The sequence below is a fragment of the Micromonospora sp. WMMA1949 genome, assembly GCF_027460145.1.
Classification (GTDB): Bacteria; Actinomycetota; Actinomycetes; order Mycobacteriales; family Micromonosporaceae; genus Micromonospora.
Genome location: NZ_JAPZBG010000001.1, coordinates 6,080,319 through 6,102,498, shown reverse-complemented (window position 1 = coordinate 6,102,498; position 22,180 = coordinate 6,080,319). Strand labels below are relative to the sequence as shown.

General features: G+C 73.8%; 14 protein-coding genes. 3 read left to right on the top strand and 11 right to left on the bottom strand.

Features of this window, described 5'->3' with window-relative positions:
* Nucleotides 1-328: 328 nt before the first annotated feature.
* The 10 genes from O7607_RS28550 to O7607_RS28505 form a co-directional block, all read right to left on the bottom strand.
* Entirely contained in the window at nt 329-1,726 is a 1,398-nt protein-coding gene (locus tag O7607_RS28550) for a glycosyltransferase family 4 protein (protein WP_269706542.1), read from the bottom strand.
* 269 nt (nt 1,727-1,995) lie between these two features.
* The gene (locus O7607_RS28545; RefSeq protein WP_269706541.1) at nt 1,996-3,945 is read right to left on the bottom strand and encodes a TOMM precursor leader peptide-binding protein; all 1,950 of its coding nucleotides are present in this window, start codon (nt 3,943-3,945) and stop codon (nt 1,996-1,998) included.
* A complete protein-coding gene (locus tag O7607_RS28540) occupies nt 3,942-5,852 on the bottom strand; it encodes a hypothetical protein (RefSeq protein ID WP_269706540.1) in 1,911 nt (636 codons plus the stop codon). The genes O7607_RS28545 and O7607_RS28540 overlap by 4 nt, the downstream gene beginning before the upstream one ends.
* Complete coding sequence (locus O7607_RS28535; protein WP_269706539.1) at nt 5,849-6,730, bottom strand: TauD/TfdA family dioxygenase; 882 nt, start codon at nt 6,728-6,730, stop codon at nt 5,849-5,851. The genes O7607_RS28540 and O7607_RS28535 overlap by 4 nt, the downstream gene beginning before the upstream one ends.
* Nucleotides 6,723-8,264 carry a hypothetical protein gene (locus O7607_RS28530; protein WP_269706538.1) on the bottom strand — a complete coding sequence of 514 codons (1,542 nt, stop codon included), beginning with the start codon at nt 8,262-8,264 and terminating at the stop codon, nt 6,723-6,725. The genes O7607_RS28535 and O7607_RS28530 overlap by 8 nt, the downstream gene beginning before the upstream one ends.
* Nucleotide 8,265: 1 nt before the next feature.
* Entirely contained in the window at nt 8,266-9,054 is a 789-nt protein-coding gene (locus tag O7607_RS28525) for an ABC transporter permease (RefSeq protein WP_269706536.1), read from the bottom strand.
* A gap of 7 nt (nt 9,055-9,061) precedes the next feature.
* Nucleotides 9,062-9,856, bottom strand: coding sequence for an ABC transporter permease (locus O7607_RS28520; RefSeq protein WP_269706534.1), 795 nt, complete (start codon nt 9,854-9,856; stop codon nt 9,062-9,064).
* Complete coding sequence (locus O7607_RS28515) at nt 9,853-10,860, bottom strand: ABC transporter ATP-binding protein (RefSeq protein WP_269706532.1); 1,008 nt, start codon at nt 10,858-10,860, stop codon at nt 9,853-9,855. The genes O7607_RS28520 and O7607_RS28515 overlap by 4 nt, the downstream gene beginning before the upstream one ends.
* An 18-nt stretch (nt 10,861-10,878) precedes the next feature.
* The gene (locus O7607_RS28510; protein WP_269706531.1) at nt 10,879-12,231 is read right to left on the bottom strand and encodes a glycosyltransferase; all 1,353 of its coding nucleotides are present in this window, start codon (nt 12,229-12,231) and stop codon (nt 10,879-10,881) included.
* Nucleotides 12,232-12,325: 94 nt separating this feature from the next.
* Complete coding sequence (locus O7607_RS28505; protein ID WP_269706530.1) at nt 12,326-12,544, bottom strand: hypothetical protein; 219 nt, start codon at nt 12,542-12,544, stop codon at nt 12,326-12,328.
* 546 nt (nt 12,545-13,090) lie between these two features.
* Between O7607_RS28505 and glgX the strand changes: the two genes are divergently transcribed.
* From glgX to treZ, 3 genes are read left to right on the top strand one after another with little or no spacing between them, the layout of a single operon-like run.
* On the top strand, nt 13,091-15,211 hold the full coding sequence (gene glgX / locus O7607_RS28500; RefSeq protein WP_269706528.1) for a glycogen debranching protein GlgX: 2,121 nt from the start codon (nt 13,091-13,093) through the stop codon (nt 15,209-15,211).
* 3 nt (nt 15,212-15,214) lie between these two features.
* Nucleotides 15,215-17,515 carry a malto-oligosyltrehalose synthase gene (gene treY / locus O7607_RS28495; RefSeq protein WP_269706527.1) on the top strand — a complete coding sequence of 767 codons (2,301 nt, stop codon included), beginning with the start codon at nt 15,215-15,217 and terminating at the stop codon, nt 17,513-17,515.
* A complete protein-coding gene (treZ, locus tag O7607_RS28490) occupies nt 17,512-19,245 on the top strand; it encodes a malto-oligosyltrehalose trehalohydrolase (protein WP_269706526.1) in 1,734 nt (577 codons plus the stop codon). The genes treY and treZ overlap by 4 nt, the downstream gene beginning before the upstream one ends.
* Before the next feature lie 4 nt (nt 19,246-19,249).
* Here the strand turns inward: treZ and O7607_RS28485 are convergent, their stop codons facing one another.
* Entirely contained in the window at nt 19,250-22,078 is a 2,829-nt protein-coding gene (locus O7607_RS28485; protein WP_269706525.1) for an AfsR/SARP family transcriptional regulator, read from the bottom strand.
* Between the last annotated feature and the right edge of the window lie 102 nt (nt 22,079-22,180).

Here is a 22,180-nt window from a genome sequence, read left to right as displayed (position 1 = left end):
TCGGCGTCGGCTCGGGAAGCAGTCACCACGGCGGCAGATCTGTGATGGGCCACGTGTGCTCGCACGGGCAGGCTTCTGATCAGGCCAGCAGGGTGGGCCGGGCCGGCGCCGACGATCACCCGGGGACAGGTCTTGCACAAGGCACACCCACACCACGGGCAGCCGGATCGACGAAGAGTCACCCAAGTGATCATCGATGCCGAACCCTAACGGCAACCAGCCGAACCGATCACCACACACATAGAAGCGTCTTGCACTCGATGCCCGGGTATTCCGGGCACTCCGGACCTCCTGCGGGCACCAAGTGCAAGATCGCGGGGGAGAGGGGCTAGCGCAGGCCGGCGGCGGTGAGGAGGTTGCCCTCGGGGACGCGCGGCGTGGGCTGGCCGTGTGCCATGCGGTGCTGGGCGCGGGCGGCGGTGAACGCCGGGTCGCCGGCGATGGCGGCGGCGTACGCGGCAGCCGTACGGGACGCGATGGCCGCCCAGCCGTACTGCTCGTGCACCATGGCGCGGGCCCGCCGGGCGAGCGCACGGGCCCGGTCCCGGTCCGACAGCAGCGTGTGCACCGCCTCGGCGAGGCCGTCCGGGTCGTGCGGGGCGAACGTCATCCCGGTGACGCCCGGCTCGACGATCTCGGCCAGCCCACCGGTACGGGCGACAGCGAGCGGCGCGCCCGCGGCGGCACCCTCCAGCGCCACCATGCCGAACGGCTCGTAGATGCTCGGCACCGCGAAGCAGTCCGAGGCGGCCATCACGGCGGGCAGGTCGGTGCCGCCGAGGAACCCGGGCATGCTGACAGTGCCGCCCAGCCCGAGGCGGTGCACCTCGGCCTCCAGGTCCGCCTTGTACGGTCCGTCGCCGACGATCACCGCGCGCAGCCCGGGGTGCCGCTCGCGCAGCCGGGGCAGCCCGGCCAGCAGGTGCTGCACGCCCTTCTCGTACACCAGGCGGCCGGCGAACGTGACCAGCGGGCCGTCGGCGGCGAACCGGGCGCGGGCGGCGGCGACCGCCGACGCGGGCACCCGCCAGCGGTGCGGCTCGACGCCGTTGGGCACCACGTCGACGCGGGAGGCGTCGACGTCGAACAGCGCGCCCACCTCGTCGCGCATGTAGCCGGAGCAGACGATCACCCGGCCGGACTCGCCGGCGAGCCAGTGCTCGACGCCGTGGATGGTGCGGTTCATCTCCTCCGGCAGCCAGCCCTGGTGCCGGCCCGCCTCGGTGGCGTGGATGGTGCTGACCAGCGGCACGTCCAGGTGCTCGCGCAGCGTCATAGCGGTGTGCGCGACGAGCCAGTCGTGGGCGTGGATGACGTCGTACGAGCCGGCGGAGGCGGCGCGCAGCGCGGCCCGGGTGAGGGTGTGGTTGAACGCCATCGTCCAGGCGAGCAGCGAGCCGGTGGCGAGGGGGAAGGTGACCGGATCCTCGGCGGCGCGGACGACGCGCACGCCGTCGGCGTACTCCTCGAGAGGAGCGCCCTCGGCGTGGCGGGTGACGACTGTGACCTCGTGCCCGGCGGCGGCCAGCGCCACGGACAGCGCATGGACGTGGCGGCCGAGCCCGCCGACGAGCACCGGCGGGTACTCCCACGACAGCATCAGGATGCGCCGGGTCCGGGGCGCGGCCCCGGCCGGCGACGGGGGCGCCGGCCGGGAGGTGAGGGTGGGCCGGTGGAGCCGGTCCGTCGCGGTGGCGGGCTGAGCGCCGACCCGCAGAGTGGTCACGTGGATCTCCGTCCATGCATGGTGAGGCACGCCGGCATCGGTGGCGGCGACGAGCGGTGGTCAGGAGCGACCGGATGGCCGGCCGGGCGTCGGCACCAGGTCGCCGACGACGGCCTGGGCCGGACACCGATCGAGGGCCACCGGGAAGGTGCTGACGTCGATCGGCAACCGGAACCGTCCAGTCACCCTGCCAACCTACTGTGCCGGATCCTCTCGCGCGCGGTGAGCGATCCTCATCACTCTCCGACGCCTCCGCGCACATGGGACGGTCACGGGAACGGGTGCGGATACGGGTTGATCTCCTCCGGAGCGAGCGGTTCGGCCCGGTGTCCGAGCCGGACCGGCAGCTCGCGCAGCCGGGGCAGGTCGACGCGCCGGTTGCGGTGACCGAACGTCATCGGCAGCAGCCCCGGGATCAGCACCTTCACGCTGGTGAGGCCGACGGCCGCCTGCTCGCGGGCGGTCTGGTCGACGACCACCACGTCCAGGCCCTCGTCGAGGTAGCGTCCGGCCACGTGCCGCAGGTCGTCGAGCAGGTCCGTGGCCGGGCGGTAGCGCGCCGCCGGCGGAAAGGCCTCCGCCATGGACCGGATCTCGTCGCGCTCGTACAGGAACGCGAAGCGTGGCCAGGCGTCCGGACTGGCCGCCGCCAGCAGGTGGTCCTCCATGGTCCGGACCAGGCCGGAGTCGGCGACGAGACCGGCGGCCGTGGTGTCCTCGGCGACCATCTCCCGGGTGGCCTCGGCGACGCTGGCGAGTTCCACCAGCGCGGACCACAGGGCGCGCTCCGGGTCCAGGTGCGCCCCCGCACCGCAGAACGCCCGGGGACGTCCGGGCCGCACCTCGTCGTCGACGAGCATCAGCCACACCGCCGGGATGCCTTCGGGCATGGTGATGTCGAAGACGTCCAGGCGGCTGCCGGTGGTCCGCTGGATCCAGTCGACGAGCACGCGGGTCATCGGGTCGGCGGAGGTCATCGGGTCCACGCGCGGCACGGGTAGCCGGGCGTACCAGGTGGACAGGAAGGCGTCCCGTTCGGCGACCTCGAAGATGCCGTGCAGGATCGCCTCTTCGAGGTTCGCGCCCAGCGCGCAGCCGTTGGAGCACTCCGGACCGAAACCCGTGCCGTGCGAGCCGTAGTAGGCGAAGGTCTCCGGCACCAGCACCGGGCCGTCGCGCCGGAACGAGTAGGCGTACACCCATTCCACGGGCCGGTCCGGGTCGTACGCGACCGCGTGGTCGTCGGGCGGCGCGGGCGGCAGCCCGAGCGCCGTCGGCTCGACGGCCCGCCGCGGCCCGAGTTCGCGGAACGAGGCGCGGGTGACGGTACGGCGGGCGCGCGGGACGTTGCCGCCGAGCCGTTCCAGCGCCTCGGCGACGGCGACGGCCACGCTCGCCGGGTAGGTGAAGGTCCGGCCGTAGCCGGCCAGTTCACCACAGCACAACGGGCCGCCGATCGCGCCGGCGAGGACCATCGGATGGTTGTGGTGGACGGTGATCGACGACAGCAGCCCGGTCTCCTCGTCGTGCAGCGCCGCCAGCAGGGCGAGGTGCTCGTCGGGGAGGCTGCGGGCCCGGTAGTCGCCGGGTGCCCGCTTCGGCCGGGACGTCAGCGTGAAGGTGCCGGCGGCCGGGCTGTCGTCCGGCAACGGGTCGCACACCGGGCAGCCGGGTTCGGGGACGAACCGGTGCCGCTTGACGGTCAGCGAGGCCGTGGCGACCTCCAGCACCGCTTCCGCGCACCGGCCGTCGCCGCCCTGGGCGACCCGGCGCAGCTCGTCGGCCACGAGCGCGGCGACCGTGGCGCGTACCGGCGGGCCGAGGACGGGCCGGGCGGGCGGCACGTTGCCGTCGTAGAGCGCCTGCCACAGCGCGGACCGGTGCGGTGTCCCGGTGGTCCGCGCCCGGCGTTCGCGCACCTGGACGCAGTGGTGGCAGCCCGGCCGCCCGGGTGTGACGTACGGGCCGATCCGTACGCCGCGCGGTGTGGTGTACACCGGCAGGAAGGCACGGCCGGCGTCGGCAGCCGCCCGGGCGGCCACGGCGACGTCCTCCGGCGGCCCGTCGACGACGAAGACGTCGACGTCGGCGACCGGGGCGGCGCGCAGTGCCTGTTCCACCTCCCGGCGCAGCGCGCCGGCGCCGAGGATCCGCAGGCCGGGACGAGGTGCCACGTCGGACGAGGCGGGGACGGCCGGTGTGGTCGTGACGTCGGTCATGCGCTGCTCCCCGCTCGTGGCGACCACGCCGCCCTGATCATGAACGGCATCACCCGCTGCGCCCCGGGCAGCGAGTCGGCCGGCCGTACCAGCAGCGACCGCCCGTCGCGTGCCAGCTCGCGCAGCAGCGGCGGCAGCGCCGTGTCCCAGTCGTAGCCGCCCACGTCCGGTCCGATCTCGGCGCCGTCCGGGCGGCGTCCGGTCAGGACGGCGACCGCCGCCTGCATCGCGTTCGCCAGGGCGGTGTCCGTGTCGGTGGCACAGCTGTGGGCGACCCATCTGTCGCCGGCGGCGACGAACACGGTCGGGGTGCTCGATCCGTCGTGCCACGCCCGCGGCTCGTGGCCCAGGAGGGCCAGCTCGTGGGCCATGACGCGGGTCGGCTCCGGCCACCGCGCCGGGTCGAGCCAGCCGCCGGGCGGCCCACCGTCGGCGGTGGTGGCCTCCGGCGGGGTCGCGGCCGCGCGTCGCAGTTTCAGGATCGCCCGGCCCTGCGCCTCCGCCCAGGTGTGACCGCCGGCGATCACCTCGCCGTCCGGCTGCGCGTCGACGAGAGCGCCACGCGCGGTGTCCCACCACGCCGTGGCGGCGTCGTCGGCGCAGGCCCGCGCCGCGAGCGTCTCCAGTGCCGCCGTGGCCGCGCGCAGCAACGCCTGCTCCCGGCTGCCGCCGACGGCGGTGAGCAGCCGCGGGGCGCCGCCGGCCAGGTCCACGACCGTCGCCTCGACGCAGCTGACCGAGATCTGCGAGTGGGCGCCGGTGTCGATGGCCAGCAGCGGGCCCAGCCGCGCGTCGACCAGGAACGGCATCCGGGCGACGAACTCCTCGACGTCCACCGGCGTGCGGGCGGCCATCGCGTCGACGTGCGCGGCGAGATCGGCGTACGGGGCCGAGGGCCGGCAGGAGCGGCAGCGGGGGTGCACGTCGAGCAGATGTTCGCTGGTGACAGCGCTTTCCAGGTCCACGCGGGTCAGCCGGTTCGTGGCGGTGGTCTCCGCTCCCAGGCGGTGGCGCAGGTACGCGAACCCGAGCGCCGCGCCGATCAGGCCGCAGACCGGTGCCGACAGCCACTCGGACGTCGTGTCCGGCTCGTCGCCGTCACCCGCGGGGAGCCCGGCGCCCTGCCGGCTGAGCAGGCCGCACTCCCAGCAGCCGCCGGTGACGCCGCCGCCGGTGGGGCCGATCCACGCCTCCGCGCCGCCGGGCACCGCGTGCAGGACGGGCACCCCGATCGCCCGGGCCGCCCGGTTCAGCCGCGTCGCCCGCCCGGCCATCGGCCGCGCGGCGCAGTGCAGCACCGCGTCGTACCCCGCCAGCAGGCCGGTGAGCCCTTCGTCGGTGTCGAGGGCGGCGGCCGCGTCCAGCAGCGTCAGCCCGGTCGTCGGGTCCTGGGCACGACGCCGCTCGACGATCCGCCGGAAGCCGTCACGTTCGTTGCCGGTCTCGGCGGTCTCGACCAGCGAAGCCGTACGCAGCCCGAGTTCGAACAGCGTCCGGACGAGCGCGAGCATGCCGGCGCCGGCGCCGACGAGCAGCACCCGTCCGTCGCGGAACGCCTCGAAGCGGCTCAGCGGCGCGTCGGTGACGTGCTCGGCGAACGCGATCGAGTCCCGGTAGGTGTCGAGTTCCCAGTCCCGCAACGTGTGTGGCGGCTCGCTGTCGAGGTCGCGGGCGATGCCGCGCCGCACCAGCATCCGGACCAGGTCGGTGACGAGCTGCCGCTGCGCCGGGGGGAGACCCGCGGTCAGCGCCTCCACCGTGCGGGTGCCGTCCAGGTGCGGGGCGAGCCGCTGCACGAGGCTGTACGCCGACGCGCCCGCCACGTGCGTGCCGGCGAGTCCCGTCTCCAGGTACACGCCGTCGTCGACCGGTACGTACATCAGGTCGTCGCGGAGCTTGACCCTCACGCGGCCGCCTCCTTCCGCAGGTGGCCCATCCGTACCGCGACCGCGCGTCCGGCGTCGGTGAACGCCTGCCGGCCGTGCAGGTACCGGGAGTTGTCCACGACCAGCACGTCACCGGACCGCCACGGCACCGCCACCGTCAGCCGCGCGGCGACGTCCGCGGCGGTGGCCACGAGGTCCTCGGGCACCGGTGCGCCGGTACCGGAGCGCACCCGCAGCCGCCGGTCGTGGTACTCGCCGGGCTGCGGGCGGCTGATGAACAGCGAGTTGCAGAACGCCGGCACGCCTTCGAAGAGGGTCGGCGGCGTGCACCGGGTGCCGAAGCCGACAGTCATCGCGTCCTCGTCCACGTCGATGTGGATCGACTCCCACGGCCGCAGGTACGGCTCCCACTGCCGCAGCATCCGCTCCGCCGCGGCCGGGTCGGTCGTGCCGCACATCTGCTGCCACACCGTTGTGGGCAGCGCGCTCTCCCAGCGCAGCGTCAGCTCCTCGCAGGCGGCGCGGACCGCGGCGGGCAGGCCGGCCAGCAGCGCGAGACCGTCGCACAGCGTGGTGGCCCCGCCGTCGGCGGCGGGCCGCTCGCACCGGAACATCAGCAGGTCCGGCGCGCCCGGCGCGTACGACGCCTCCCGGTGCAGCGGCATGCCCTGCGTTCCCCGCGTGACCGTGGTCGTCGTCGGGTCACCGCCGATCACGTCCCGCTCGTCGTGGAACCCGCCCTGGTACGGCGACGCGGTCATCAGCGCGTCGCCGAGCGCGACGTAGTCCTCGTGCCGCCACCCGCCGCGCAGCAGCACCGCGCCGTGCTCGGCGACCGCCGCGAGCACCGTGTCCGGCGTGGGGGTGCCGACGAGCGCCGGAACGTCCTGTTCAGCCATGAGGGTTCCCTTCGGTGAGATGGGCCGCCAGCACCCCGGGACGCGGCGCGGGCGTGCCGACCAGCAGTTGCGTCAGCGGCGTCGCCCCGTCCGGCAGGCCGAGCCGGGCGGCGACCGCGTCGGCGGCGAGGCCGCCCAGCGCCCGGCTCGCCGCGCCGGTCGCGGTGGCGGCGAGCCCGGCCAGGTGAAGGGCCACGCCGGCGAGCAGGTGCAGCCGGTGGAACGAGGCCGGGGTGAGCTGGTCGACAGGCCGGCTCCCGGCGTGGACCAGGTAGAGGGTCGCGCCGCGGGTGACCATCCGGCGGTCGACCCGGTGCGGGTACGCCGCCGCGTCGTCGTCCGCTCCCGGCGGCCCGGTCGGCACCAGCCGGTGCCGGTGCGGCTGGTAGCGGTACGCGTCGGCCGGGATGCCGTCGACGGTCCGGGCGAGGCACCAGATCTCCGGGTACAGCCGCTGCCGGGCCAGCGCCGCCAGCGCCGGCGACCCGGCCCGCCCGGCGGCGCAGGCCAGGATGTCGGCGACCTGCCCGGCGGTCAGCCCGGGGCCGAGGTTCGCCGCGGACGCGCGGCGGGCGGCGGCCGCGACCAGGTCGAGCGGCCGGGCCGGCGGCAGATCGAGCGGCCGACCCGCCGGGAGGCGCTGGGCCGGGACGCGGTCGAGCGCAGGAGGCTCGCGGTCGGCGCCCCGGCCGTACGTCGCCCGGTGCAGCGCCACCGCGCTCGGGTGGGCGGCGTCGCGGCCGAGCCGGTCGTGGTCCAGCCCGGTCGCCGGGGGCGGCCCGCCGGATGCGAGCGGTGTGCAGGGGACGTCCGCGTCCGCGGGGAACTCGATCGCCGCGTAGGTGGCCTCCAACTCGGCGTCGAGTCCGAGCAGCTCACCGGCGAGCGCCGGATCGAGGTCCAGGCGCGGTGTCGCGTCCACCGGCGACGTGAGCAACTGGGCCAGCAGGACACCGGAGTCGACGATGCCCAGCCGGTAGCCGAACGCTCCGTACTTGCTGGTGTTCTTCCACGGCCGGTGGGTCAGCAGCAGCGCGTGCCGGGGTGCCGCCGCGACCCCGAGAAGCCGGTCGAGCCGGGCGGCCGGGCTGCCCGGGCGCAGCAGTTCCAGGCAGTGGTGTGGCGGGTCGTAGTGGTAGACGCCGGCCGCGAGGTCGGGGGAGCCGGCCCAGGCGAGGTAGATCTCGTTGGGGTGGAACGCCCCGCCGGAGGGCACCGACCGGCGCAGCGTGTGCCAGCCGGGCAGCAGCCGCGACGGCGTGGGCGTGTCCAGCGGGGCGCCGGTCAGCGCGGACAGCCCGGCCAGCGTGATCGTCTCCGCCCGGCGTGGCGCGTACCCGAGAAGCATCGCGCTGAGCCGGTCGAGGCGGCCGTCGCCGAGCGGCACGGACCCCGGGCCGGGCCACCGCAGCGGCCGGCGGGCCGCACCGGGGTACCGCTTGCCGCGGGGCGGCAGGTACGCCGCCGGCTGCTCGGTGCCGGCCCGCACCGCCGCCAGGTACCGGCCGGTGACGCCGGCCTCCGAGGTCGCCATCTCAGCTGCCCGCGCTCTCGTACCGGCGCAACCCGGCCCGGAAGACCGCCCACGCCCCGGCCGCGCAGGCCGCCGCGACGACCGGGGTGAGCGCGCCCGCCGTGGTCGAGGCACCCTTGTCCAGCAGCGCGGCCGTCGGGAAGTAGCCGACGAACGCGACGGGTACGAGGGTCAGCAGCGAGCGCAGGCCGGTGCCGTACAGGGTCAGCGGGTAGCGGGCCAGGTCGCCCAGGGTGTGCACGCTCGCCGCGAGTGAGCTGGACGGGCTCAGCAGCCAGAAGACGACCGCGTTGGTGGCCAGGTTGACCGCCAGCTTGACCAGCACGCCGCTGGCGAGCAGCACCACCGCCCAGAGCACCGTCAGCGGCGTCCAGGCCAGGTCGAGGTGGACGGCCGCGGCGCCGAGCAGCGCCGCGCCGAACCCGACGTTGCCGAGACCGTTGAACCCGACCGCGTTGCCGGTGACCTGGAGCACCACCGGGTAGGGCCGGACCAGCAGGTAGTCCAGCAGGCCGAGGTTGACCAGGCCGCCGAGATGCCAGGTCCCCTCGAACAGCAGGGAGCCGACGCCCTCGGCGAGCATCACCATCGCGCAGACGTACAGCACCTCCCAGCGGGTCCACCCGCCGAGCGCCGTCACCTGCCGGAACACCATCACCACGAAGATCAGCCCGGCGAACTGGCCGAGCACTGTCGCCCCGATCGTCAGGAGCGCGTCGGCCCGGTACTCGAGCACCGCCCGCAGATGCGCGCCGAGCAGCCGGCGGTAGATCCGTGCCTCGTGCATCATCGGCCGGTCACCCGCCGTGCGCGGTGAGCCGCCGCACGCCCGCGGACCACAGCAGCCGGGCCGCACCCCACAACACCACGACCCAGAGCAGCTGTACGCCGATCAGCGTCACCGCCTCGGCGCCGCGTACCTGCCCCAGGTAGATCAGCGCCGGGGTGGAGACGATGCCGGGGAACGGGGACAGCTGGCAGACGACCTGAAGCCAGCCCGGGAACAACGCGATCGGCACCAGCGCCCCGGAGAGGATGTTGGTGATCGCGACCCGGGACAGGCTCAGCCCGTGGAAGTTGCCGGTCCAGAAGCACAGCAGCCCGACGAGGTAGACCAGGCCGAACTTCAGCGGCACCACCGCCAGCAGGCTGAGCAGGAACAGTCCGGCCTGACCGGCGGCGGGCAGCGCGGCGCCGCCGAACGCCGACACCAGCGTCGCCGCCATCACCGCCACCGTCAGCACCTCGCCGACGACGTATCCGAGCGACAGCGCGAAACGCGAGAGCTGGTAGTCGATCGGCCGGACCAGGTCGAGCGCCACCGTGCCGTGCAGCACCGGACCGGCGATCTGCGCGTCGGTGAAGCTCGACAGCAGCGCCCCGGTCAGAAACGCCACGACCAGGTAGCCCTTCATCTGCTCCCAGGACAACCCGCCCACCTCGCCGCCGGCCGCGCCGGCGAAGACGGCCTGCCAGACCGCGAACAGCGCCACGGTCTGCACCACGACCCCGGTGAGCTGGAGGAGGAACTCGCCCCGGTAGATCAGCAGCGTCGACCAGGACATCCGGGCCAGTGTCAGGTACGCCCTCATGCCGGCACCGACGGGCTCAGCTCGCCGGCGTACGCCCGGCGGACCACGTCCTCGATGGACGGCTCGTCGATCCGGATGTCCACCACCGGCGCCTGACGGGCGACCACCGAGACGATCTCGCCGGCGCCGTACGCGCCGTGGTCGAACGTGACAGCGATCTGCCGCGCCGACCCGTCGTCGGCCAGCCGGACGCCCGGAAGGTCGGCGTCGAGGTCGCCGTGCCAGTCGGCGCCGAGCGTCAGGTGCACGGTCCGCTGGTCCGCGACCAGCCGGCGGACGGCGTCGATCGAGCCGTCGAAGATGATCCGGCCCTCGTCGATGATCACGAGCCGGCGGCAGACCTGCTCGATGTCGCCGATGTCGTGCGTGGTCATCAGCACCGTGGTCCCGCTCGCGCGCTGGGCCCGCAGGAAGTCCCGGACCGCCTGCCGGGCGACGATGTCCAGCCCGATGGTCGGCTCGTCGAGGAACACCACGGGTGGTGAGTGCAGCAGCGCGGCGGCCAGGTCGGCCCGCATCCGCTGGCCGAGCGAGAGCTGCCGGGCGACCACCGGCAGCAGCCGGCCGAGCCCGAGCAGCGCGTCGAACTCCTCCAGGCGTGCCGCGTACCGGGCCCGGGGGATGCGGTGGATGTCGCGCAGCAGGGCCAGCGAGTCGCGGACCTGCAGGTCCCACCAGAGCTGGCTGCGCTGGCCGAACAGCACGCCGATGTTGCGGGCGTTGGCGTGCCGGTCGCGGTGCGGGTCGAGGCCGCAGACGCGTACCCGCCCGGCGGTGGGGTGCAGGATGCCGGTGAGCAGCTTGACCGTCGTCGACTTCCCGGCGCCGTTGGGCCCGACGTACGCGACCGCCTCACCGGAGGTGATCGACAGGTCGATGCCGTCGACCGCCACGTGCTCGACGTGCCGTGGCCGTACGAGATGGCGCAGCGAGCCGCGCAGGCCCGGCTGCTTGTCGGCGATCCGGAACCGCTTGGTCAGGCCACTGGCCTCGATCACGGGCATCGGTGCTGCCGATCCCGGTCAGCCGGCCGCGACGGCGGCACGGTGGTGCGGGCGCAGCCGCAGCACCGAACCGAGGCCGTCGACCTCGGTCAGGGTGGTCTCGAAGGCGGCGCCCATGACCCGGCCGAGGTAACCCAGGCTCGCCGGATCCGGGTCGAACCGCGCGGAGAGTTCCGCGCCGGTGGAGACCAGGTGCACCTCGTCGGCGAGGGCACCCGCGACGTTGACGAACTGGCACAGGTCCTCCCAGTAGAGGTACCGCCAGAAGTCGACGCTGACCACGGCGTCCAGGCTGTTCGGGGCGACCGGTGGCCTGATCCCGACCAGGTGGAAGTTGGCCGGACCCGCCGGCGCCCCGTAGTCGTAGGTCAACGCGCCGTCGGGCAGCCCGGCCTCGGCGCTGCCGGTGCCGACCCACAGCACCCGGTCGCCGGGCAGGCGATCGGCGAGCCGCTGCACCGCCGGACCGATCCGGCACCAGGACCGGCGTGCGCAGTCGTCCATGGCCCGGCGGTAGTGCACCACCCGCTCGGCCGCGCGGGCCACGTCCACCGGCCCGGCGAACTCCCACTCCACGACCGGGTACTTCAACGCGACCCGATCCAGGTTGTCCATGAAGTCGTTCCAGTTCTGGATGACGTTGCGGTGGTGCGGCAGGTGGTAGACGGCGGCCAGGTCGTCGTAGGCGAAGTTGCGGTTGAGCACGCCGAGGTGTGCGTGCACCCGGTAGAACAGCTCCATGTCCTCCAGGCCCCAGCGCAGGCCGAAGCCCTCGTCGAAGCCGCCGACCGCCTCGAACACGTCCCGGCGTACCGACGCGTTGTGGGTGAAGCAGAACAGCCAGCCGGCCATCAGCCAGTCGTCGCCGGACGGGCCCTCCTCGGTCCCGAACCGCATGTCGCCGCCGCCGCGTCCGCGTAGCCGGGGCACGGGCATCGTCGGCTGGTCGGCCAGCGCCGCGTGCACGTGCTCGATCCCGGTCTCGTCGCGTCGGCCCATCAGCACCGCGGGCGCGGACGGGTCGCGGTGGTGGTCGAGGTGGCGGCGCAGCAGGTCCGGCGTGGCGTACGAGTCGGCGTCGAGGAACAGCAGCAGCGGCGCGGTGGCCCGGCGCGCGGCCTCGTTGCGGGCCGCCGCCCGGCCGCCGCGCTCGGGCCGTTCGACGAAGTGCAGGCGCAGTCCCTTGCCGGCGTCGGCGATGCCGGAGTACTGGCTGCCGTCCCCACCGTCGCGGACCACGATGACCTCGAAGCGGTCCGGGTCCAGCGTCTGGCGCCGCAGCGACCGCAGCGTGAGCTCCAGGCAGGGGGCGTCCGCGTGGGTGGGGATCACCACGCTCAGCTCGACGGCTCGACCGGGTTCAACGCTCATCTGACGTACCTCTCCGCTTGTCCCACGAGCCGGACCACCGGCCGTGCTGACGGTGGGACGGAGCCGCCGGCGATCGCCGGCGGCTCCGCGATGATCAGTGGCAGTTGACGCAGCACCACTGGATCGGCCGGCCCTGGCACGCGGCGCCGCCGCAGGAGCCCTTGCCCATGGCGGACGGGTCGGTCAGGGTGATCCCGCCGGCCGTGGGCATGGCGTACAGCCCCGCCGACGCCTCGTCACCGGCACCCGACCAGGAGACCGCCGTGGTGTCCAGGTCGGACAGGTCGATCGACACGTTCCTGCTTTCACCCATCGATTCATCCTCTTTTCGGATCGATGTGGACAGTGGAATGAAGCGTAGGCCGGTCCTGACGGGATTGACGCCGCCCCGATGTAACGGGGAGATAAAGCAAGGCGGAATCGTCAATTCGCGCAGGTGAAGGCCGGTCGAGAACAGAAAGATTCCGGGCGGTGACGCGGCGTAGTTCCGGTTTCCACCATTCGAGACGCGCAGGTCAGATGGGGTCCGGCGATGAATTGCCGCATCAATTGCCCCCCTTTCTGATCGCGGGAAGCCGATGTAACGAGGAGATAAAGTAGGGGAGGGCGTCAATGGGTGCGGCTGACCCTCTACTGTGAAGTGACCTGCCTATTCCGCCGGTCCGGGTACGGAAAGTGCCGGGACGGGCGAGCCGATCGGGACAGCGGCACCCGAACGTGACACCCGGCCCCACGAGGGCGGATTTCGGTTACCGTCCGAACGGGTGGATTGACGGGCGGTACGACGGGGCATCACCGGCGTGCGCATCGGCGGTGCCCCCTGCCCGATGCGCTCACGATCATGGGCCGAAGGAGCGACATGCAGGTCTGGCCGGGCGAGAGCTACCCCCTCGGCGCCACGTACGACGGGATGGGCACCAACTTCGCGATCTTCTCCGAGGTGGCGGAGAAGATCGAGCTGTGCCTGTTCGACGAGTGGGACATCGGCACCGAGCGCCGGGTGGAGCTGCGGGAGGTCGACGCGTACGTCTGGCACGCGTACATCCCCGGCGTCGAGCCCGGCCAGCGCTACGGCTACCGGGTGCACGGGCCGTGGAACCCGGCCGAGGGGCTGCGCTGCAACCCGCACAAGCTGCTGCTGGACCCGTACGCGAAGGCGGTCGACGGGGAGATCACCTGGCACCCGTCGGTCTACGACTACGAGGTCGGCGGCGACCCGGACCGGATGAACACCACCGACTCGGCGCCGTACATGCCGAAGTCGGTGGTGGTGAACCCGTACTTCGACTGGGGCAACGACCGGCCGCCGCGCACCCCGTACCACCATTCGGTGATCTACGAGGCGCACGTGCGGGGCCTGACCATGCGCCACCCGGGCATCCCGGAGGAGCTGCGCGGCACGTACGCGGCGATCGCCTCACCGGTGATGATCGAGCACTTCAAGCGCCTCGGCGTGACGGCGGTGGAGCTGATGCCGGTGCACGAGTTCGTGCACGACCACCGCCTGGCCGATCTGGGGCTGCGCAACTACTGGGGCTACAACACGATCGGCTTCTTCGCCCCGCACCACGGCTACTCCGCGCTGGGCCGCCTCGGCCAGCAGGTGCAGGAGTTCCGGGGCATGGTCAAGGCGCTGCACGCCGCCGGCATCGAGGTCATCCTCGACGTGGTCTACAACCACACCGCCGAGGGCAACCACCTCGGCCCGTCGCTGAGCTTCAAGGGCATCGACACCCCGAGCTACTACCGGCTCTCCGAGGACGACCGGCGCTACTTCGTCGACTACACCGGCACCGGCAACAGCCTGAACGTGCGCAGCCCGCACTCACTGCAACTGATCATGGATTCGCTGCGCTACTGGGTGACCGAGATGCACGTCGACGGCTTCCGGTTCGACCTGGCCGCCACGCTGGCCCGCGAGTTCTACGAGGTGGACCGCCTGTCCACGTTCTTCGAGGTGGTGCAGCAGGACCCGGTGGTCGGCCGGGTGAAGCTCATCGCCGAACCGTGGGACGTCGGCCCCGGCGGCTACCAGGTCGGCAACTTCCCGCCGCAGTGGACCGAGTGGAACGGCAAGTACCGCGACACCGTCCGCGACTTCTGGCGCGGCGAGCCGGCCACGCTCGCCGAGTTCGCCTCCCGCATCTCCGGCTCCGCCGACCTCTACCAGGACGACGGCCGCCGCCCGTTCCACAGCATCAACTTCGTCACCTGCCACGACGGGTTCACGCTCGCCGATCTGGTCTCCTACAACGACAAGCACAACGACGCGAACGGCGAGGACAACCGGGACGGCGAGAGCCACAACCGGTCCTGGAACTGCGGCGTCGAGGGCGACACCGACGACCCGGGCGTGCTGGCGCTGCGGGCCCGGCAGCGGCGCAACTTCCTGGCCACGCTGATCCTGTCCCAGGGCGTGCCGATGCTCGGCCACGGCGACGAGCTGGGCCGCACCCAGCGCGGCAACAACAACGCCTACTGCCAGGACAGCGAGATCGCCTGGGTCGACTGGGACCGCGCCGACACCGGGCTGCTCGACTTCGTCCGCCGGCTCACCGAGTTCCGCAACCGGCACCAGGTGTTCCGCCGCCGCCGGTTCTTCACCGGCCTGCCCGTGGGCGGCCGGGCTGCCGGCTCCGGGCTGCCCGACCTGGCCTGGTACACCCCGGACGGCCGGGAGATGACCGGCGAGGACTGGGGCAACGACTTCGGCCGCTCGGTGGCCCTGTTCGTCAACGGCGACGGCATCGGCGAGCGCGGCCAGTACGGCCAGCGCCACCGGGACAGCTCGTTCCTGCTGCTGTTCAACGCGCACGACGCGCCGCTGGACTTCACGCTGCCCGGCGAGGAGTTCGGCACCCGGTGGGAGCTGGTGATCAGCACCGCGGAACCCGATCCGGAGAAGACGATGCTCGTCGAGGCGGGCGGCACGGTCTGCGTGCCGGACCGCTCGCTGCTGGTCCTGGAGAGGACGGCCTGACCGATGCCCGACACCCCCCGCTCGACCTACCGGGTCCAGGTGCGTCCCGGCTTCGACCTGGACGCCTCGGCCGAGCTGGCGGGTTACCTCGCCGCGCTCGGCGTCACCCACCTCTACACCGCGCCCCTGCTCACCGCCACCCCCGGCTCCACGCACGGCTACGACGTCGTCGACCATCGCGAGGTCAACCCGCAGCTCGGCGGCGAGGCCGCCCGGGCGCGGCTGGTCCGGGCGCTGTGCGCGGCCGGGCTGGGCCTGGTCGTGGACATCGTGCCCAACCACGCCGGGGTGGCCCGCCCCGACGCCAACCCGGCCTGGTGGGACGTGCTGCGGCGGGGACGCGAATCGGCGTACGCGCGCTGGTTCGACATCGACTGGGACCGCGGGCGGCTGCTGCTGCCGGTGCTCGCCGACACCGCCGACGCGCTCGACGACCTGAAGCTCGTCGACGGGGAACTGCGCTACCACGAGCACCGCTTCCCGGTCGCCGACGGCACCGGCGACGGCACGCCCCGCCAGGTGCACGACCGGCAGCACTACGAGCTGGTGAACTGGCGGCGCGGCGACGCCGAGCTGACGTACCGCCGGTTCTTCGCCGTCTCCGACCTGGCCGGCCTGCGGGTGGAGGAACCGGAGGTGTTCGACGCCACCCACGCGGAGATCCTGCGCTGGGTCGACGCCGGGGAGGTCGACGGCATCCGCGTCGACCATCCGGACGGGCTGCGCGACCCGGCCGGCTACCTGGCCCGGTTGCGCGCCGCCGCGCCGGAACGCTGGCTGGTGGTGGAGAAGATCCTGGAGTACGGCGAGGACCTGCCGGACTGGCCGGTCGACGGCACCACCGGCTACGACGCGCTGGCCGCCGTGTCCGGGTTGTTCGTCGACCCGGACGCCGAACCGGAGTTCACCACGCTCGACGGCCGGCTCACCGGGCGGCACACGTCCTGGGAGGACCTGACGCACGCCACCAAGCTGGAGGCCGCCACCCGGCTGCTCGCCGCCGAGCTGACCCGCCTGGCCGCGCTCGTGCCGGAGCTGCCGGGCGAGCAGGTCCGCGCCGCCCTGGCCGAGCTGGCCGCGTGCTTCCCGGTCTACCGCGGATACCCGCCCTCCGGCGCCCGGCACCTGGCCGCCGCCCGCAGCGAGGCGGGCCGCCGCCGTCCCGACCTGACCGGCGTGCTCGACCAGGTCACCGCCCGGCTGCGCGACCCCGGCCACGAGCTGGCCGCCCGGTTCCCGCAGCTGACCGGCGCGGTGATGGCCAAGGGCGTGGAGGACACCGCGTACTACCGGTGGAGCCGGTTCGTCGCCCTCAACGAGGTCGGCGGCAGCCCGGCCCACTTCGGGGTGCCCCCGGCCGAGCTGCACCGGTTCGCCGCCAGCCGGCACGTGCGCTGGCCGGCGAGCATGACCGCGCTGTCCACCCACGACACCAAGCGCGGCGAGGACGTCCGCGCCCGCCTCGCGGTGCTGTCCGAGCTGCCCGGCCGCTGGGCCGAGCGGGTCGCCGACTGGATGTCGCGCGCGCCGCTGGCCGACCCCGCGCTGGCCCACCTGCTCTGGCAGACCGCCGTCGGGGCGTGGCCGATCGAACGGGAGAGACTGCACGGGTACGCCGAGAAGGCCGCCCGGGAGGCGTCGGTCACCACCAGCTGGGCCGACCCGGACCCGGCCTTCGAGCACGAGATGCACGCCCTGGTCGACCGGATGTACGACGACCCGGAACTGCACGCCCAGATCACCGCGTTCGCTGCCGAGATCACCCCGCCCGGCTGGTCGAACGCGCTGGGGCAGAAGCTGGTGCAGCTCGCCATGCCCGGCGTGCCCGACGTCTACCAGGGCACCGAGCTGTGGGAGAACTCGCTCGTCGACCCGGACAACAGGCGACCTGTCGACTTCGCCGTACGCCGGGACCTGCTGGCCCGGCTCGACGCCGGCTGGCGGCCCGCGGTGGCCGGCGACGGCGCGGCCAAGCTGCTCGTGGTGTCCCGGACGCTGCGGCTGCGTCGCGACCGCCCGGACCTGTTCGGCGGCTACCGGCCGGTGCCGGCGCGCGGCCCGGCCGCCGCGCACGCGGTGGCCTTCGACCGTGGTGGCGCCTTCGCGGTGGCGACTCGGCTGCCGTTGCGGCTGGCCTGTTCCGGCGGCTGGCGGGACACGGCGCTGTCACTTCCCGTTCACGAGTGCACCGACTTGTTCACCGGGCGGGTCTACAGTGGTTCTGAGCTGCTCCTTCATGATCTGCTGAGCACCTACCCCGTCGCCCTCCTCGCACCCACCGACTCAGTGGAGGCCGCCGCATGACCGAGTTCACGGTGTGGGCGCCCGAGGCCGCCCGGGTGCGGCTGCGCCTTTCCGGTGCCGCCGACCACGCGATGCGTCAGGGGCCGGACGGCTGGTGGCGGGTCGAGGTGCCCGACGCCGGGCCCGGCACCGACTACGCGTTCCTGCTCGACGACGACGAGCAGGCCCTGCCCGACCCCCGCTCGGCCTGGCAGCCGGCGGGGGTGCACGGGCCCAGTCGGCTCTACGACCACGCCGCGTTCGGCTGGACCGACGCCGCCTGGACCGGCCGGCAGCTGCCCGGCAGCGTGCTGTACGAGCTGCACATCGGCACGTTCACACCGGAGGGCACGTTCGACGGTGCGATCGCCAGGCTCGACCACCTCGTCGACCTCGGCGTGGACATGGTCGAGCTGCTGCCCGTCAACGCGTTCAACGGCGAGTACAACTGGGGCTACGACGGTGTCTGCTGGTACGCCCCGCACGAGCCGTACGGCGGCCCGGACGGCCTGAAACGGTTCGTCGACGCCGCCCACGCCAAGGGCCTGGGGGTGATCCTCGACGTCGTCTACAACCATTTCGGGCCCTCCGGGGCCTACGCGCCGCGGTTCGCGCCGTACCTCACCGAGCAGAGCAACACGTGGGGCCGCACCGTCAACCTGGACGGCCCGCACTCCGACGGGGTACGCCGCTACATCGCCGACAGCGTGCTGGGCTGGCTGCGTGACTACCACGTCGACGGGCTGCGGCTGGACGCCGTGCACGCCATGCCGGACGGCCGGGCCGTGCACTGGCTGGAGGAGGTCGCCGCCGAGGTGGAGGCGCTGTCCACGCACCTCGGCCGGCCGCTGTCGCTGATCGCCGAGAGCGACCTCAACGACCCGCGTCTCATCACGCCGAGGGAGGCGGGCGGCTACGGCCTGCACGCCCAGTGGAACGACGACGCCCATCACGCGCTGCACACGCTGCTCACCGGCGAACGGCAGGGCTACTACGGCGACTTCGGCTCCCTCGAGTGCCTCACCGACGTGCTGACCGGCGGGTTCTTCCACGCCGGCACCTGGTCCAGCTTCCGGGGCCGCAGCCACGGCCGCCCGGTCGACAGGCAGCGCACACCCGGCCACCGCTTCGTGGCGTACCTGCAGAACCACGACCAGATCGGCAACCGGGCCACCGGCGACCGGATCTCCGCCACCCTGTCGCCCGGGCTGCTGCGCGTCGGCGCGACGCTGCTGATGACCGCGCCGTTCACGCCGATGCTGTTCATGGGGGAGGAGTGGGCGGCCTCCACGCCGTGGCAGTTCTTCACCAGCCACCCCGAGCCGGAACTCGCCGTGGCGGTCGCCACCGGCCGCAGACGCGAGTTCGCCGACCACGGCTGGGCCACCGAGGACGTGCCCGACCCGCAGGACCCGCAGACGTTCCTGCGGTCCCGGCTGGACTGGGCCGAGCTGGACAAGCCCGAACACCGCGAGACGTACGACCTCTACCGGCGGCTGATCGCGCTGCGCCGTTCCCGGGCCGACCTGTCCGACCCACGGCTGGACCGGGTCGACGTCCGCCACGGCGACCGGTTCCTGGTGATGCGGCGCGGCGACACGCTCGTGGTGGCGAACCTGGCCGGCCGGGCGCAGCGGATCAACCTGCCCGGCGTGGTACGCCGCGTGCTGCTCGCCACCTCCGAGGGCGTCACCGTGATGCGTGACGGCATCGAGCTGCCGCCGGAGAGCGCGGCGATCGTGGCGCTCTGAGCGCTCACTGGTGAAGTTTGCGCCGTACCGCCTCGGCGTCGGCGTGACCGAGTTCCTCGTACAACGCGAGTGACCGCAGCCAGGCGTCCCGGGCCGCGTCCGGCCGCCCGGCGGCGGCCCACGTGTCGCCGAGGTGGTCCAGCACGATGCCCTCGGCATGCCGGTCGCCGATCTCGGCGAACAGGGCGAGGGCCTGGTGGAAACAGTCGACCGCCTGGTCGTACTCGCCGAGGTGGTGGTGGGCGAAGCCGATGCTGTCCCACGTGTTCGCCTGCCCGTACGCGCTCCCGGCCTGCTCGGACAGTGCGAGCGCGCGGCGGCAGAACGTGATCGCGTCGTGGTGCTCGCCGAGCTGCGAGTGGTACCAGCCGATCGCGTTGAGCGCGACCGCCTGCTTGAGCGGGCTCCCGACCCGTTCGTAGAGGGCGAGGCTCCGCCGGGCGTGCGGCAGGGCCTCGCGGGGTTGCCGCTGCCGGTCGTGGAGCATGCTGAGGTCGAAGTGGGTGTGCGCCCGTCCCTCGTCGTCGCCCAGGGCGGCGAACAGGTCCAGCGCCGCGAGCAGGTTGCGCTGCGCCTCGGCGTACCGGCCGAGGTTGGAGCAGGCCCCGGCCAGGAGCCGGTGCGCCTGAGCCTGCGCCGGGCGGTCACCCGAGCGCCCGGTCGCCTCGACCGCCCGGCGGGCCACCGCGGCCCAGTCGTGCCAGTGGCCCTGCCTGTCGAAGTACGTGGCCAGGGTCCACGAGAGCTGCCCGGCCGCGGCGTCGAGGCCGTTGCCGGCCGCGTACTCGATGGTCGCGAGGAGCACCTGGTGCTCGCGGGTGAACCAGGCCAGCGCCGCCGCCAGGTCGTCGAGCCGTTCGACGGTAACCCCCGGCGCGGCGGGGGTGAGGGTCAGCGGGTCGCGCTGCGGTGACAGCAGGAGCGCGGCCGCGTGCGCGGTGTGCAGATGGTGGTCGACCAGCCGGCACAGCGCGGACCGGGAACCGGCCTCGTCCCCGGCCGCCCGCTCGACCGCGTACGTCCGGACCAGGTCGTGCATGCGGTACCGGCCCGCGACGTGTTCCTGGACGAGGTGCGCGTCGACGAGCTCGCGTAGCAGCGGGCGCAACCCGTCCGGCGTACGGGCGGTCAGGCCGGCCGCCGCGGCCCGGCCGATGTCCGGGCCCGGGGCGAGGCCGAGCAGCGTGAACACCTCCGCCGCCTCCGGCGTGAGCGCCGCCAGCGAGCGGGACAGCACCACCCGCAGGTTCGTCGTCACCTCGTCGCCGGTCAGCGCGTCCAGCGGGCTGACCGCGGTGGTCAGCTCGGCCGCGACGGACGACAGGGCGAGTTCCGGGTTGAGCGCGGCACGGGCCGCCACGATCCCGAGAGCCAGCGGCAGACCCCCGCAGAACCGCAGGATGTCCCCGACCGCGTCCGGCTGCCCGCCCACCCGCGCGGCGCCCACCTGCCGGACGATCAGCTCGCGGGCCTCGTCGTCGGGCAGCACGTCCAGCGGCAGCGGCCGCGCGCCGTGGGTGGTGACGAGGCCGGCCAGTTGCCGTCGGCTGGTCACCAGGACCGCGCTCGTGGGGGTGCCGGGCAGCAGCGGGACCACCGTGGCGGCGTCGCGGGCGTCGTCGAGGACGATCAGCATCCGCCGGCCGGCGACGAGCGTGCGGTACAGCGACGCCTGGGCCTCCGGATCGGCCGAGACGCGTGCCGGTTCGACGCCGAGCGCCTCGAGGAAGCCGCGCACCGCCACCGGCCAACCGACCGGGTCCCCGGTCGGGTCGAAGCCGCGCAGGTTGACGTAGAGCTGCCCGTCGGGGAAGCGGCCGGCGTTGGCGTGCGCCCAGCGCAGCGCCAGCCAGGTCTTGCCGACGCCACCGCCGCCGCCGATGGACGAGATCACCACCGGTGACCCGGCGCCGTCCGGGTGGCCCGCGTCGGCGAGTTGTTCGTCGAGGCGCGCGAGCTGGGCGGTACGGCCGGCGAAGACCCCTGGTGACGCGGGTAGCTGCCGGGGCACGGCGCTCGCATCCCGGGCCGCGCCGGGCGACCGGTCGGTGGCCGGCGTGCCCGGTTCCCCGTCTGCCGGGAGGTCCGGCGGCGCGATCGCCGCGTCGGCGGTGAGGATCTGCTGGTAGAGCTGTGCCAGCGGCGGGCTGGGATCGGCGCCGATCTCGGCGGCCAGCCTCCGGCGCAGCCGGTGGAAGTGCTCCAACGCGTCGGCCTGCCGCCCGCACCGGTACAACGCGAGCATCGCCTGCGCCGCCAGGCGCTCGTCCCACGGGTACCGGCCGCTCAGATCCAGGACGTCGGGGAGGAGACGGGCGTGCGTGCCCCGGCGCAGCGCGATGTCGTTGCGGTCCAGTGCGGCCGCGAGTCGCTGCCGGTCGAGGGTCTGCCGGTAGGCCGCCAGCCACGGCGTGGTCAGCCCGTCGAACGCCTCGCCACGCCAGAGTCCGAGCGCCCGCTCCAGAGCGCTGATCGCTGTCGCGTCGTCCTCGGCGCGCCGGGCCTGCTCGGTCAGCGCGCGGAAGCGGTGCAGGTCGACGCGGTCCGGGTCGACGGCGAGCAGGTAGCCGGGATGACGCCGGACGATGCGGACGTCGTCCGTGCCGGCCAGCGCGTGCCGCAGCCGCGACAGGTAGCCACGCAGCGTGGCGGCGGCCCCGTCCGGCACCTCGTCGCCCCAGACCCGGCTGATCAGCTGCCCGGTCGCGACGACCCGGTTGGGCTCGACCAGCAGGGCGGCGAGGACGCACTGCTGACGGGCGTGACCGATCCGGACCGCCCGGCCGTCGACCCGGACGTCCAGGTCGCCGAGCACCCGGAACTCCACCGCCACGGACTGTCACGGTAGCCGCGGACGGTGCTGGTGTGACCGGGCGTGACGACGATCCGACAGGCGGCAGCGCGACGGTCCGCGTTCCCGGTCTCCCGGTGCGCG